14 protein-coding genes (1 of these 14 running past the window's edge) are annotated in these 14,590 nt (G+C 37.5%); 7 read left to right on the forward strand and 7 right to left on the reverse strand.

Features of this window, described 5'->3' with window-relative positions:
* Positions 1-7: 7 nt before the first annotated feature.
* Complete coding sequence (locus tag AsFPU1_RS22215) at positions 8-490, reverse strand: class I SAM-dependent methyltransferase (protein WP_227873650.1); 483 nt, start codon at positions 488-490, stop codon at positions 8-10.
* A gap of 21 nt (positions 491-511) precedes the next feature.
* Entirely contained in the window at positions 512-712 is a 201-nt protein-coding gene (locus AsFPU1_RS23245; RefSeq protein WP_227873649.1) for a hypothetical protein, read from the reverse strand.
* Positions 713-896: 184 nt separating this feature from the next.
* On the opposite strand from AsFPU1_RS23245, the gene minC reads away from it, so the two are divergent.
* The 3 genes from minC to minE are packed head-to-tail and all read left to right on the forward strand — an operon-like array spanning position 897 to position 2,901.
* Complete coding sequence (minC, locus tag AsFPU1_RS22220) at positions 897-1,736, forward strand: septum site-determining protein MinC (RefSeq protein WP_124978052.1); 840 nt, start codon at positions 897-899, stop codon at positions 1,734-1,736.
* Between the two features lie 45 nt (positions 1,737-1,781).
* Positions 1,782-2,582 carry a septum site-determining protein MinD gene (gene minD / locus AsFPU1_RS22225; RefSeq protein ID WP_125061193.1) on the forward strand — a complete coding sequence of 267 codons (801 nt, stop codon included), beginning with the start codon at positions 1,782-1,784 and terminating at the stop codon, positions 2,580-2,582.
* 28 nt (positions 2,583-2,610) lie between these two features.
* Positions 2,611-2,901 carry a cell division topological specificity factor MinE gene (minE, locus tag AsFPU1_RS22230; protein WP_124978050.1) on the forward strand — a complete coding sequence of 97 codons (291 nt, stop codon included), beginning with the start codon at positions 2,611-2,613 and terminating at the stop codon, positions 2,899-2,901.
* A gap of 62 nt (positions 2,902-2,963) precedes the next feature.
* Here the strand turns inward: minE and AsFPU1_RS22235 are convergent, their stop codons facing one another.
* From AsFPU1_RS22235 to AsFPU1_RS22255, 5 genes are all read right to left on the reverse strand, one after another.
* On the reverse strand, positions 2,964-4,880 hold the full coding sequence (locus AsFPU1_RS22235; RefSeq protein ID WP_124978048.1) for a hypothetical protein: 1,917 nt from the start codon (positions 4,878-4,880) through the stop codon (positions 2,964-2,966).
* A gap of 133 nt (positions 4,881-5,013) precedes the next feature.
* On the reverse strand, positions 5,014-5,835 hold the full coding sequence (locus AsFPU1_RS22240) for an FkbM family methyltransferase (protein WP_124978046.1): 822 nt from the start codon (positions 5,833-5,835) through the stop codon (positions 5,014-5,016).
* Between the two features lie 19 nt (positions 5,836-5,854).
* Entirely contained in the window at positions 5,855-6,718 is an 864-nt protein-coding gene (locus AsFPU1_RS22245; RefSeq protein ID WP_124978044.1) for an FkbM family methyltransferase, read from the reverse strand.
* 20 nt (positions 6,719-6,738) lie between these two features.
* Entirely contained in the window at positions 6,739-8,124 is a 1,386-nt protein-coding gene (locus tag AsFPU1_RS22250) for a glycosyltransferase (protein WP_124978043.1), read from the reverse strand.
* Positions 8,125-8,148: 24 nt separating this feature from the next.
* Positions 8,149-9,372 (reverse strand): bifunctional sterol desaturase/short chain dehydrogenase, encoded by a 1,224-nt coding sequence (locus AsFPU1_RS22255; protein WP_124978041.1) that lies wholly within the window; start codon positions 9,370-9,372, stop codon positions 8,149-8,151.
* A 261-nt stretch (positions 9,373-9,633) separates the two neighbouring features.
* Here AsFPU1_RS22255 and AsFPU1_RS22260 point away from each other — a divergent pair, with 261 nt between their 5' ends.
* The 4 genes from AsFPU1_RS22260 to AsFPU1_RS22275 all read left to right on the forward strand — a co-directional run.
* Complete coding sequence (locus AsFPU1_RS22260; protein WP_124978120.1) at positions 9,634-11,043, forward strand: glycosyltransferase family 2 protein; 1,410 nt, start codon at positions 9,634-9,636, stop codon at positions 11,041-11,043.
* A gap of 496 nt (positions 11,044-11,539) precedes the next feature.
* Positions 11,540-12,829 carry a glucose-1-phosphate adenylyltransferase gene (locus AsFPU1_RS22265; protein WP_124978039.1) on the forward strand — a complete coding sequence of 430 codons (1,290 nt, stop codon included), beginning with the start codon at positions 11,540-11,542 and terminating at the stop codon, positions 12,827-12,829.
* Between the two features lie 115 nt (positions 12,830-12,944).
* Positions 12,945-13,760, forward strand: coding sequence for a Cof-type HAD-IIB family hydrolase (locus tag AsFPU1_RS22270; protein ID WP_124978037.1), 816 nt, complete (start codon positions 12,945-12,947; stop codon positions 13,758-13,760).
* A gap of 90 nt (positions 13,761-13,850) precedes the next feature.
* On the forward strand, positions 13,851-14,590 hold the start of the coding sequence (locus AsFPU1_RS22275) for an MBL fold metallo-hydrolase (RefSeq protein WP_124978035.1). The gene runs 877 nt beyond the window's last position; the window shows 740 of its 1,617 coding nt (coding positions 1-740); its start codon is at positions 13,851-13,853; its stop codon lies beyond the right edge, outside the window.

Below are 14,590 nucleotides of genomic sequence, written 5' to 3' on the forward strand. Positions count from 1 at the left end.
CCAGGCTTCAGTCTGAGAGTATTTTTGAATAGGGACACTGAATAACTAACATTTTATTGCCCCCTTTTTGGAATTGATATTCTACCTCAATGATAGAGACATTGTATCCTTGTTCAGTCAATGTTTTTTGAATAGAATCTAAATAAGGGGAAGGTTGTAAATTGAGAGTTAATAAGGGAAAAATTCTGACTTCTCGACCAACTCTGAGCATTTCTTGAATTGATTTTTCGTGAAAAGACAGATCATAATGATCAGAATACAGAAATAAAAAATGAGAACATAAAACTAAATCAAAACTATTATCATAAAAAGACAAATTCGGCAAAAAGTCTACGAGATATCTTTGCTCTTTTTGACCTAAATTATAATCGTCTAAAAATTTATAAAGTGTATTAATTCTACTATCTCTTAAGTTTTCAGGAGACTGATGATAAGACCAAACCCAATCATCAGGAGTAGCTTTTACTTGATCGATAATATCATCAACCACTGCCTCAAATCGTTGTTTAATTTATTCCCCCGTAAATTCATAAATTGGATCAATCGAAGTCACCGAAAACCCTTGTTTTGTTGCTTCTGAATTAAAACTAGCTGGCCCATCAGCAACTCCAAGAATTTTTTTACTTAAATCTAACGCAGAAAGATGGAACATTTTGACATATTCATCAAAAGAACGACCAAAAGGAATAACATTTTTAAGCTGCATTGCCATAAAACAAACCTCAAAATCAGTATGGTTTCTTTAACAACTTAATGGTAAGCTACAATCTATAGTGTTTTCATTTGAAATATAGACACTTGTGGTACGCAACTTCTAGCCTGTAACGGGCAAGATGCACCTTCCACATTGACATCTCATTTAAAAATGCTATAGATGCTCAAGTTCTTTGGAATTCATGACTTCTGAGCCAAATGCTCCCCTAAACGAACCTAAACCTAATTCTGACCCCTCTGGTTCTGAACTTTATTCTCAAGTTCACCTGAAAAGAGCGGGAAAGAAACTACTGTTAATTTTGCCTCAAACAGAGACAAAAGACCCGGTTAATGAATGGACACAACTGCTACAAGATATCAAATATTGTCTCAATCATCATAAAGGAACTTGGACAGCAGGAACCGACCTTCATTTATTAACACAAAATCGATTACTAGATAATAGACAATTACGCAGTGTTACCGAAGCTCTCGAAAGCGTAGAAATCAAACTTACCCGCGTCTGTACCAGTCGCCGTCAAACCGCAGTTGTGGCTGCCACTGCGGGTTATTCGGTGGAACAAGAAACCATCAAGCAGAATTTATTATCCCAGGAACATATTAACCCAGTTTCCTTAGCTGAACCCTTATATCTTAAGACAACTATTCGTTCTGGGGTCGCCATTCGCCATCCAGGAACTGTTATTATCCAAGGAGATATTAACCCAGGGGGAGAAATCGTTGCCGATGGAGATATTCTTATTTGGGGGTCTTTGCGAGGCATTGCTCATGCTGGAGCTAAAGGGAACCTAGAATGTTATATTATGGCTTTGCGGATGCAACCAACTCAATTACGCATTGCTGATTCGGTGGCCAGAGCGCCATCAACCACTCCTGAAATTATAGAGCCAGAAGTGGCTTATATGACTAGCCAAGGAATTCGCTTACAATCAGCTTTAAACTTTACCAAAATTCATATATTTGACTCCCAAAGTAAAGGATGGATAGAAAAAAATCAAGGACAACCCATTGACAAGAATTAAAACCGTTATATAGATTAAGAATCATTGATAATTGAGTATTAAATTATGGCTCGTATTATTGTAACAACCTCCGGTAAAGGAGGCGTAGGAAAAACAACCATTACTGCAAATTTAGGCTCAGCAATTGCGCGATTAGGCTATAAAATAGCCTTAGTTGATGCAGATTTTGGTTTGAGAAACCTAGACTTATTATTAGGATTAGAACAACGAATTGTTTACACTGCTATTGATGTTTTAGAAGGTACTTGTACGATTGAAAAGGCTTTAGTTAGAGATAAACGTCAACCTAATTTAGTGTTGTTACCTGCAGCACAAAATCGCACAAAAGAGGCAATTAGTCCTGAACAGATGAAAGAATTAGTCAGTCAATTAGAAAAGCAATTTGACTACATTCTTATTGATTGTCCAGCCGGAATAGAAATGGGATTTCGTAATGCGATTGCGGCGGCTCAAGAAGCAATTATTGTTACTACTCCAGAAATGGCGGCTGTACGAGATGCGGATCGAGTTGTGGGGTTATTAGAAAGTGAAGAAGTGAAAAAAATTCACTTAATTGTTAATAGAGTTCGTCCCCAAATGATCCAACTTAATCAGATGATTAGTGTGGAAGATATTTTAGAGATTTTAGTAGTTCCTTTAGTGGGCATTGTTCCTGATGATGAAAGAATTATTATTTCTACTAACCGAGGGGAACCTTTAGTATTAGAAGAACCTCCATCTATACCGGCCATTGCTTTTAATAATATTGCCCGACGTTTAGAAGGTCAAGACATTCCTTTCCTGGATTTAATGGCCGCTCATGATAATTTAATTACTCGTATTCGTCGCCGCTTTTTCCGTAATTAATGACTTTTCTTTATTTTTTAATTAACCCATGATTCTCGAACTCCTAGAAAAACTTTTTGCCTGGAAAAGTAACCCTAAAAGTGGGGAAGAAGCTAAACGCCGACTTAAATTAGTGATTGCCCATGATCGGACGGGTTTAAGTCCAGAAATGATTGAAGCTATGCGTAAAGATATTTTAGAAGTGGTGAGTCGCTATGTGGATATTGATGCCGAAGAAATGGAATTTTCTTTAGAAAGTGATCAAAAAATGACCGCTTTAATTGCTAATTTACCCATTCGTCGAGTTAAACCCGAAAAGTTAATCCCTCCGTCCACATAATTTCAATCTAAGATTATGATTAAGATAAGGAATGAATAAATTTTCTCTTATTAATTCATGGATTATTTTTTTGTCCCTGTGATTGAATCAGCATAAAAAATATATCTTAAGTAACTATCTTCTACGAGATTACTATGGGGAGCAACAGCAAACTTTCCACAAGCTGCTGCAATTCCTTGAGAAACTGAAGGACTTTGAGTAACCACCCAAACCATTTCCCCAGTTTCTAAATTAATTTTATTGATAATAGTTGTATTAGGACTCAATTGTGATAATTCTTTAGTTAATTGAGGAACACCAGGATGAGCAATCTGTCTAGTGCGATACTGTTCTAATATTTTTCTAAAATCACTGATAGTAATGTTAGGAACATTCGTTTGTCTAATGGACTTATCTGCAACTAAATTAATTGATGATCCCCCACTGTTACGAAAATAAATTATCTCAGTTGTTTTGGAACAAGAGATTTCAGCAAATTGGGGAGGATGACTTAATAGTTTAGTGCTTATGGTTCCTAAAGTAGTCAGTAGAGCTAAAGCTAAGCCAAATATCCACAAAAAAGATGAATTTTTCGGGTGAGTTGGCACTAATAAAAGTCTCGGCCATGACATTTTATGGGCTAAAACAGCTAATCCCAAGGCAGGTAAAATAGCGATAAAAGGAATGGTAGCCATATAGGGACGCATTCCGGCATCCCAAGGGGGGATAAAGGGAACAGACAGTAAAATTCCTGTTGTAGTCACTAGGATAAAAGAGCAAATTGGAGTTTGACGCTGACGATAGGCATTAAACAAAGCGACTAGAGTTAATAATTGTAGGATAATATTGACTTTACTGACCTTAGCACTGGAGATAAAGGAAAACACAAAATCATCCCAGAGAAAGTTTTTCCATGCTCTCAGAAAGCCTCTAACTAGACCCAAGGGTTCTGCTCGAAGGGCTTCCAATACAAGTTCATAGACTTTTTGGGAGGCTTGTACATCATTAAAGTTCTTTAATTCTGGATGTTGCACAAAAACACTCTGCCAATTACCACCAGTGATTAATCCATAGAGAGAATAGGAAAAATTGGAGAAAGGAGTAGCATCAGCAGGAGCAACTAATTTAAAAATCAGAGAATTACACAAAAAACCTAAGAAAACGACACTAAATCCACCGAGGAGAAATCGACCAGACAACCGAGAAGAACCTCGAAATAACCATCCTCCCCATAAAATTAAGGCAGGTAAGATGAAAAAAGTTCCAGCACGGGTATTGAGGGCTAAGGTTAGGATAAATAATCCCAATAAACAACATTTACTACCCTGTTCTATCGTCCCTCGCCAAAGCAAGGCTAGTCCTATTGCCCCTAACCCTAATCCTAAGCTTTCTGTAGAGGCAGTTCCTAAATAGATTCGATAATAAAAAAATAGTATGGTTAATAATAAAGCCGCCGCCCCAGTTCCATGACTACGTTGTACTTCACTGGCTAACAAAAAACAGGCGATCGCGGTTATTAAAACGAGTAAAGCAATAGTAATTTGAAAATTTTGTCCTGTTAGTCCTAATAATGATGCTAAAACTCCGTGGGCTAAAGGTCGCCAGGAAGCAATATTTGAGAAAATTCCCCCTTCTAATAAATTCAGCGCACTACTGTAATAGGCGACGGTATCAGTCATGGTTAATAAACCAGCCATAACATAGCCACTCAGATTGAGTCCACTGCGCCATAGTCCTGATAATTGAATTGCAAAAAGAATTAGGGTTCCACTAAAACTTGTTAGTGTTCCTATCCAACCGGAAGGTAGATAAGCAAAATAGAGAAAAATAACACTCCCAATAAATAGACCCGTTATGTCTTGAGATAATAATATTTGACTTAGTTTGGTCGGTATTCCTATTGTAAGAATCAAAAAATAGATGACTATACTAATGATAAAAATAGCCAGATAATAAAGAGCTTCAGTTGAGAAAAATTTAAAAAATTTGTTAAATTTCATGATCTTTAAAATTTCTAATTTTCCATGAGACAATAACTTGATTGAGTCCGCATAAAATAGAAAAACTCCCTGACCACCTTTCTCACTGGGATTAACTGTTGATTTTCCACAAGCTGTTGCTATTCGAGATTCATTAATTATTTAGATTTTTCTGACTAAAAACTAAGTCAATATAGCCCCGCTTTTTTACAAGTTGATCGATTATTTTACCCTCAGCTATTTCTAATTTTCCTTTTTGATTAATAATATACATAAAATATGCGCGCTCTTGAAAATAATGAAAAATTTCTTCCGGTACAAATCCCAACTCAGACATACTATCTGGCATATACTCTAAAGCCACCACCGCATCAGGATTAGCTGTCAGGGTTTTTTCCATACCCAAACAAACAGGAAGTTCATATCCTTGGACATCAATTTTGATAAATTTAATGACTTCATTTTGCAATTCAGATTCCACAAATTTGTCAACAGACCAGATAGGAACCGAAGAAACTTGTGTTAAATTAACTCCTGATTTTTGATATTCTTCAGTAGCAATTCTGTGATCAGCATGATGATTTTCATTGTGCCAAAGTTTTATTGTTCCTGTGGTCTCTCCAACAGCAGCTTGAATGGGAATAATTTTTTCAATAGACTTGTGAATTTTGATAATTTCCTTCAAACTAAGAAAGTTAGTTTGATCAGGTTCAAAAGCATAAACTCTAAATCCTGGTGTCATTGCTTTAGAAAAAATTGTAGCCGTATATCCTATATTTGCTCCAATATCTAATATATTACCTTCTCTAAAGAAATCAGGATACTGTTTAGTTAGTCCAAAAAAAGGATCTTCAAAATATTTTTTGTATAAGAAATAACAAGACCAGAATATTTTCTTAAACCAGGGAGTTTCCAGTAAACCAGTCTTATTAACTAAGCTGTAAATAGAGAGTAATATTTTTTGGAAAAATTGCATTGATCATTCACCAATATAGCTATAATTTTGTATTATGAATTAATAGAGTATTTATCCCTCCCCCTGGGGGACATAGTTTTTCAATCGCCTCTTGAGTCATTGAAATTTGCTTTCCTGTGTTTAATTCTTGGAGTTTATATCCATGATTTTCAAGCTCATAAAGTAACTCTAATAACTGGTTTTTTTCTTCTTGAATATAGGGAGCCATCTCAATTATTATATCAGGCTTATAATGTAAAAGAGTGTTTTTTGCTCCTTTTATAACAGTTAGTTCATATCCATCAACATCTAGCTTAATTAAGTTGATTTTATCAACAGGATTATTCTCAAAATACTCATCTAGAGATATTCCTTGAACACCATCAGTTGTCATTAACTTTCCTTGATGCTCAGGATGGGTTATTTCATCTTGATTACCTTGCAAATTCCAACTAGAATAAACAAGAGATGGAGGTTTTTCTCCAGGTTCTAATAACATAATTTGTTCAGGTTTTACCCGATTCACTAAATGAGGATTCAAAGATAAATTTGTTTGTAATTTATTATAAGCCCATAAAGTTGGTTCAAAAGAAATAACTTGTCCTGACTCTCCAACAAATTGAGCAAGGGGTAAAGTTATTGCTCCAATATTGGCCCCAATATCTAAAATTATATCACCAGAATGAACTAGCTTTTTTAGAGCTTTAATTGTTTCCGGTTCATAAACGCCTAAATAGATAGCTAAATCGATTCCTTCTCGTAAATCTAGTGACCATTTTAAACCCTGTCGATAGACTTTGGTAATAGGCGAAAGTCCAAAAATTGCTCTTAGTCCAACAATTAGTTTACTTAGCCAACGAGCAATCGTAACTTTAGTTTGAGTTGATAGTTTTAAAGTAATCATTATACTAGGAATTATAAAAATTAACGAAACTTGATTTTTTGAGCAGCATAGAGACACATTTTCAACAAAACTAATCCTTCCTTAAAATGCTGAATATTGGAACTACCATAACTTCTAGGTACATATCTAACAGGAATATCTTGAATTTTTAATCCTAGTTTAGCTGCGCCAAATAATAAGTCAAAATCTCCAAAAGGATCAAATTCACCAAAATAAGAACGATTAGCCGCAATTCGTAAATAATTCTCTCTTGAAAGCACTTTTGTGCCACACAGAGAATCTTTAATCTTGACATTTAGAAGATAGGAAAGTAACCAAGCAAAAAAACGATTAGCCATGCGATTTAACCAAGGCATAGCTTCAGAATTAACTGGATACACTAAACGACAGCCATTAGCAAATTCACACCGTCCAGAGGCAATAGCATCAAAGAAATAGATTAAATCTTCTGGTAGAACGGTTAAATCTGAATCCAAAATTATCAGAATATCTCCCGTGGCCATAGCAAAACCTTGACGTACGGCATCCCCTTTTCCTTTGCCTTTTTGTTGGTCAATTTTAATATCCCATTGCTCACCATATTTAGCTTGTACTCGCTGAATTTCTTCCCAAGTATTATCTTGAGAATGTCCTTCGATAAAAATAATTTCTGTGTGTTTTCCTAGCTGTGGCATTCGAGTTACACAACTTTCGATATTACCGGCTTCATTACGGGCAGGGACAATTACAGAACAGGTAAAATTTTGAATATTTTTTTTCCCCTCGGCTAAATTAGGTTGCACTCTAGCAATGATATATTCAGTTAAACAGAGATTATTAATAATTGGTAGAGGAGCTAAATATTTATTAAATAACCCATATAATAAGGGTATTCTTCGGGGAACAAGCATCCGTTTTCCCTTGCCGATAACCTCCAAACCTTCCAAGTTAAGCAAATTTGTTATATCTTCATAACTGAGCCAATTAAGCGTCTCAATTTGCATTCTTTGTTTGAGAAAAGTGGCTAATTTTAAGACAAATTCCCAACCAGGATTATGAAATGTTAGAATAATTTTTGTTGATGTTTTACAGGCCTTTTTTACATTGACTAAAGCTTTTTGAATATTCTCAAGGTAACTAACAGTATTTGCTAATAATATATAGTCAAATTCTTTGTTACTTTGGAATAATTCAGCTTTTTCTACCCAAAATTCTAACTCTGGAAATCTTTTCTGAGAATTTTCAATAACTTGAGAATTAGTATCAATTCCTAAACCGTATTTGGGCTTGACGGACTCTAGTAAATAACCTGTTCCTGAGCCGATTTCTAATACTTCAGATTGAGGCTGTACGAAAAATTGATACAGTTCTTCAATATCCTGATAGTAAGATAAATTTCTGTTTCTCCATTCTTGTAAATCTGTCATTGATTTTCTCCTATTAATATTTTTTTATTGATTTGATCTAGTAAAGATTTTAAAGTATAAACTTTGTAAGAATTCTTTAAAAGGAAAAGCGATAAAAGTCATAGGATTAATAGTAACAATAATATTACGATTATCCTGTTTTGCTCCCTTAACAATTTGTTTAGCCACCCAATCAGCCGACATAACCCCAATAGGATTAAGATTACTTTTAAATGGCCCTAAAATTAACTTTCTTACCACACAGGGAGCATCTAAACGACGTAAAGTTACTAAATCACCAAAAGTACGTTTACTTAATTCATAAAGAGGGCTAAAAGCTGGATTTACTTCCGCTTCAGAGGTATTAACCCAAACTTCTTTACGAACTTTATCTTCATTGGTTTGAACTGTGTTAAAAAACAATTCCATTAATCGCCAACCAGAAAAAGTATTAACTTCATAAGATTGAGCGATCGCAGCTTCACTTCTGCCTTGATGAACATTAAGACCATGATTAATAATTAAAATATCAATCTTGTCTAATTCATCCTTTAATTGAGCTTCTTTTCCCACTTGCCAAGTTAAAGTTTTAACAGGTATTTCTTCATCATCAATATCTATATTCAGGATTCTTTCTTGAGAGGTTAAAGCAATGACTTTAGCCCCATTTAAGTGTAAATGTTTGAGTAAAGATAGACCCAAACTTCCCGATGCACCTGTTACAGCGATGGTTTTACCTTTAAGAGATAAAGCCGTTCCCATAATTTTATCAACAAAAGTTAATGTACCACAATAATAAGCCTTTTGGTTATCAAAATGGTGTCGCCAATGATAAGGACGATTGACGAACCAAGGAGCCGGAAGTGAGGTAAAATCCCCTTGACGATGGGTAAGATCTGTCAATTCATCCGCATAAGGAACCCCTGCACCACGAGCGATCGCCCCAAATAAAAAGGTTAAAGTATAAATAGAGCCTGACCAAGCTACCCAACTATAAGGGCTATTTTGTACAGTGAGAATCACCCCAGGTAAAAGACTCAAGGTTAACATGACTAAAGCTTCTGGCAAATCATTATACCAGTGAGCCTTACGATAAATCTCCTCACTAACAGGGGATAAATCAGGACGAAAAACCCGATGATGCCAAATATGGAGACGATATAAAGGAGGCCAATAATGGGATAAAACATGATAAGAGTCCCGTACAATTTCTACCCAAAGAATCGTTGCCAAGATCACAGTTGTGGCGGTAAGGATATTAAATACCATAAATAAGGGGTTGATTGTTTCGCTAGTTGAAGAATAATAAACAACGGGTTTTTTCGTAAAAACCCTCTATTTAAGACACTTCGCCCTTATTGTAGCCGATTATATTATCTTTTCAAATCCGTTAAGCTTAAAAAAACGCTAAAAAAATTAATAATTTCAGGTAAAATAATTGATCAAGAGAGCCTTAAGCAACTGATGGGTCAAGACGATGACCCCCCAGTTGTTAACATCGAAGAAAACGAATTACTCCGAAACCGACTTATGCCAGACAAATATTGGACAGATAACAGCGAACCTCAAGAATTAGATCCCCTTCGTTCCTTATTATCTGAATGGTCTGATCCCGAAGATGAAGAAGAGGAATTTAGAAGCGATTTCTTTCAAGGATTATCAGGACGGCGCAAAAAAGCGGCGTTTGTCTTGATGACGATCTGGGGCATTACCATAGGACTACATTTAGTCGCTTGGGGTACTTGGATCGTTTTCGGGTTAACTGCCTTGTTTCTGCTTCAAGCTGTGCGTCTGGTATGGGCCAAACCGGAGGAAACTCCTCCTCCCTTATGTGATGAAGCCTTAGCCAATGCGCCCTCTGTTTCCCTCTTAGTAGCGGCGAAAAACGAAGAAGCGGTCATTGGCCAACTGGTCAATCAACTATGTAATTTAGATTATCCTGTCCCTAAATATGATTTATGGGTGGTCGATGATCATAGTACCGATCAAACTCCAGTCATTTTAGAACAATTAGCCCAACAATATCCCCAACTTAAGATTATACGTCGTCCGGCCAATGCAGAAGGGGGTAAGTCAGGGGCGTTAAATCAAGTCTTCCCTCTGACAACGGGAGATATTGTGGGAGTCTTTGACGCTGATGCCAAAGTTTCCCCCGACTTGTTACGGTGTGTGGTTCCCCTATTTGAAGCGCAAGAAATGGGGGCAGTACAAGTGCGTAAAAGTATTGCTAATGCTTCCTTGAACTTCTGGACAAAAGGACAAGCGGCCGAAATGTCCCTCGATGGCTATTTTCAGCAACAACGTATCGCCATTGGTGGTATTGGAGAACTCAGAGGAAACGGTCAATTTGTGCGTCGTTCTGCCTTGATTAACTGTGGCGGTTGGAATGAACAGACTATCACCGACGATCTCGACTTAACGGTTCGTTTACACCTGGATAACTGGAAAATAGGCTTTTTGTCCCAACCTGCCGTCGAAGAAGAAGGGGTGACGAATCTTAAATCCCTGTGGCATCAGCGTAACCGTTGGGGAGAAGGCGGTTATCAGCGTTATTTAGATTATTGGCGGTTTATTTGCACTCAACCCATGGGATGGCGCAAAAAATTAGATATGTTCTCATTTATTTTGATGCAGTATATCTTACCGACGGCCGCCGTTCCCGATTTCATGATGATGACCGTTCGCCACCGCTTGCCCATTTTTAGCCCCCTCACAGGCTTGATTTTATTTCTTTCCTGTTGGGGTATATTTAATGGGGTTCGTCGCGCTCAGAGTGACCAAAAATTGGGGTTAGGAGAGATTTTTAGTTTAGGATGGCAAAGCCTAAAAGGACTATGGTATATGATGCACTGGTTTATCATTCTGCCGAGTGTAACGACTCGGATGTCAGTACGTCCTAAACGATTAAAATGGGTCAAAACCGTTCATCAAGGGCATTAGGCGTAGGATTAGGGGCTTAACAGATCTTTCATTAGTATCAACTTAAGCCCAAAAAGCCCATTAGATAAAAATTGTAGGATGGGTTAGCGCAGCGTAACCCATCACCAGAAGATGTTAAACAATTGGGTTCTACCGGACAAGTTATGCTAAATTATTACCAATAAGAGACCTTAACTCTAAAGAGTTAAGCTATACAAACAAAGGTTGCCTACGCAACCTATAATTTAGTCCGCTTTCGCGGACTTCGTTTTTATAGGATAAGGCTTTAGCCTTTTATTAATTGTTAGTTTAGCATAGTTTGTCCGGTAGAACGTGCAAAAGTCAAAAAGTAATAAATCCTGATGCTGAAAGCATCTATTCTTCTTTGGCGTTGCGGCGTTGCCTGACTTCTACAAGAAGTCTATTGATAACTGATTTAGACTTTGCACTTTCCAGATGTCCCCTACAGTCCTAAACTTGACATGATAGGTGTAACAGGCAATTGCGAGGTCTTCTTGTGAAAAGAGTTTTAGCAATCATACTTGGCGGTGGCGCAGGATCGCGCTTGTATCCCCTAACGAAATTGCGGGCCAAACCCGCCGTTCCTTTAGCGGGTAAATATCGCCTAATTGATATTCCGGTCAGCAATTGTATTAACGCAGAAATACTCAAAATCTACGTTTTAACTCAATTTAACTCCGCTTCCCTTAACCGTCATCTGAGTCGCACCTACAACTTCACAGCCTTTAGCGATGGATTTGTGGAAGTGTTGGCAGCACAACAGACAACGGAAAATCCTAGTTGGTTCCAAGGAACGGCTGATGCTGTGCGTCAGTATCTGTGGTTATTTCAAGATTGGGATGTGGATGAATACTTGATTCTGTCGGGCGATCATTTATATCAAATGGACTACACGGATTTTGTCCGTCGTCATCGCGAAACTAGGGCTGATATTACTCTATCCGTAGTCCCTATGGATGAGAAACGGGCATCTAGTTTTGGTTTGATGAAAATTGATGATCGTGGCCGAGTGGTTGATTTCTGCGAAAAACCTAAAGGGGATGAATTAAAGCAGATGCAAGTTGATACCACTATTTTAGGATTAAACTCAGAACAGGCAAAAGAAAGTCCTTATATTGCTTCTATGGGAATTTATGTCTTTAAGAAAGAGGTACTCAACACCCTACTAGCTAATAACCCCGAACAAACGGATTTTGGCAAAGAAATTATTCCTTCATCGGCGAAGGATTACAATTTACAGGCCTATCTCTTTAAGGGATATTGGGAAGATATCGGAACGATTGAGGCTTTTTATGAGGCTAATTTAGCTCTAAATCGTCAACCATCCCCTCCGTTTAGCTTTTATAACGAAAAAGCCCCCATTTATACCCGCGCCCGTTATTTGCCACCTACCAAGGTGCTTAATAGCAACATCACTGAATCGATGATTAGTGAAGGGTGTATTATTAAAGAGTGCCGCATCCATAATTCAATCTTAGGGATTCGTAGCAGGGTAGAAGCCGATTGTGTCATTGAAGATACGATGTTAATGGGGTCAGATTACTATGAATCCCCAGAAATAAGAGCGTCTTACTTAACAGAAGGCAAACTTCCTATAGGAATCGGCAAAGGTAGCACTATTCGACGGGCTATTGTTGATAAAAATGCTCGTATTGGCAAGAATGTCACCATTGTCAATAAAGAAAACATCGAAGAATCTAACCGTGAAAACGAAGGTTTCTACATTCGCAATGGCATTGTTGTTGTCCTTAAAAATGCCACTATTGCTGATGGCACAGTGATTTAGGAAATTAGGAAGTAAGGAAGTAAGGAGGTGAGAAGAATTGGTGGACTTTTACCTTTTAACTTCCAGCTTCCTATGTTGTCCCTTTCTCTAATTAATAATTAATAATTAATAAGTTGTGAATATTCGTTTATTAGTGCTTGACATTGATGGAACTATTGCTGGCGAATCTAATACCGTCAGTGACAAGGTTAGAGAAGCGATAGCTGCAGCACAAAACCAGGGCATTCAAGTTGCTTTAGCGACTGGAAGAATGTATCATTCAGCTTTGCGTTTTTATGAATTAATTGGCTCTAAATTGCCGATAATTGCTTATAATGGAGCTTGGATTCAATCTCCCCTCACAGGTATCCGTCATCATCATTTTCCTGTATCTGAGGCGATCGCGTTAGAATTATTAGATTATTTTGCACAATCCCAATGGCAACAAAAAATAGAAGTTCATTGTTACATAGATGATCAGTTATATGTATCGGAGGTTACTGCGCGTACAGAAGCTTACCGACAACGATCAAAAATGGAACCTATTTTAGTAGATGATTTACGGAATATTCTGAATTTACCTACGACAAAAGTATTAGGAATTAGCCAACCGAAGGTAATCAAAAAAATTCTCAAAGAGTTACAAGAACGTTATTCTCGTGAGGAACTTTATTTGACTCAATCAACTCCTATTTATTTTGAAGCAACTCATCCTCAAGCGAGTAAAGGGGTAGGAATTCGCTTTTTAGCTGAAGAATTTCTCAATTTAGAAGCGAGTGAAGTAATGGCGATTGGAGATAATTTTAATGATATTGAAATGTTAGAATATGCAGGATTGAGTGTCGCTATGGGGAATGCTCCTGATGCAGTGAAAAAAGTGGCTAATTGGGTAACTCCTGATGTAGAAAAAGATGGAGTTGCGATCGCAATTAAGCAATTTTTGTTAAGTTGATATACTGTAGAAATATGATGAATCAGGAAGTAAACCTCAATGTGGCATAATATACCAGATTGTATGCGTTTTATGTAGCAGCTTAACCAGATGAGTGTCAATCATCTATCCTGTTTGTCTTATGGAGTCGGTCACGGTCAAGAAGGAGTGTGTCTTAATCTACAAATTGGCCCCCACCGTATTTTACTTGACTGTGGTTTGCCCAATATTTACCAACTCCTGACCCAAGCTAAACCTCCAGTAGATGCCGTATTCTGTAGTCATGCTCATGGTGATCACGCTAGGGGTCTTTTAGCCCTACACCAAGCTTTTGAGACACTCCCTATCTACGCTAGTCAAGTAACGACCCGACTGCTTCCTCTTAACTGGCCTGAGCAAATTTCTGATACGAATTTCTGTTTTCCCTTAAAATGGCGATCGCCGATTCAATTATTAAAAAATCTCACGGCTGAATTATTCCCGGCCGGCCATTTGCCAGGGGCCGCTGCCATTTTATTAAGTTATCGTACCCCAAAACGCACCTATAAAGTGCTTTACACAGGAGATTTTTCTCTTTCTAATCTACAACTGGTGGAAGGCCTGTCCGTGGAAGGATTACGGGGATTATCCCCTGATGTCCTCATCATGGAAGGCAGTTACGGAACGGCCCGTCATCCCCATCGTCGTCAGCAAGAAAAACATCTGATGCAGCAAATTGAGGAATCTTTAACACGAGGCTATAATATTGTTTTACCTGTTCCAACTTTGGGGTTAGGTCAAGAACTCCTCAAGCTTTTACGTTCCCATCATCAGTTTACCGGACGAGATTTAGATATTTGGGTACATGGTCA

Origin of the sequence: Aphanothece sacrum FPU1, assembly GCF_003864295.1 — a bacterium.
Lineage (GTDB): Bacteria > Cyanobacteriota > Cyanobacteriia > Cyanobacteriales > Microcystaceae > Aphanothece_B > Aphanothece_B sacrum.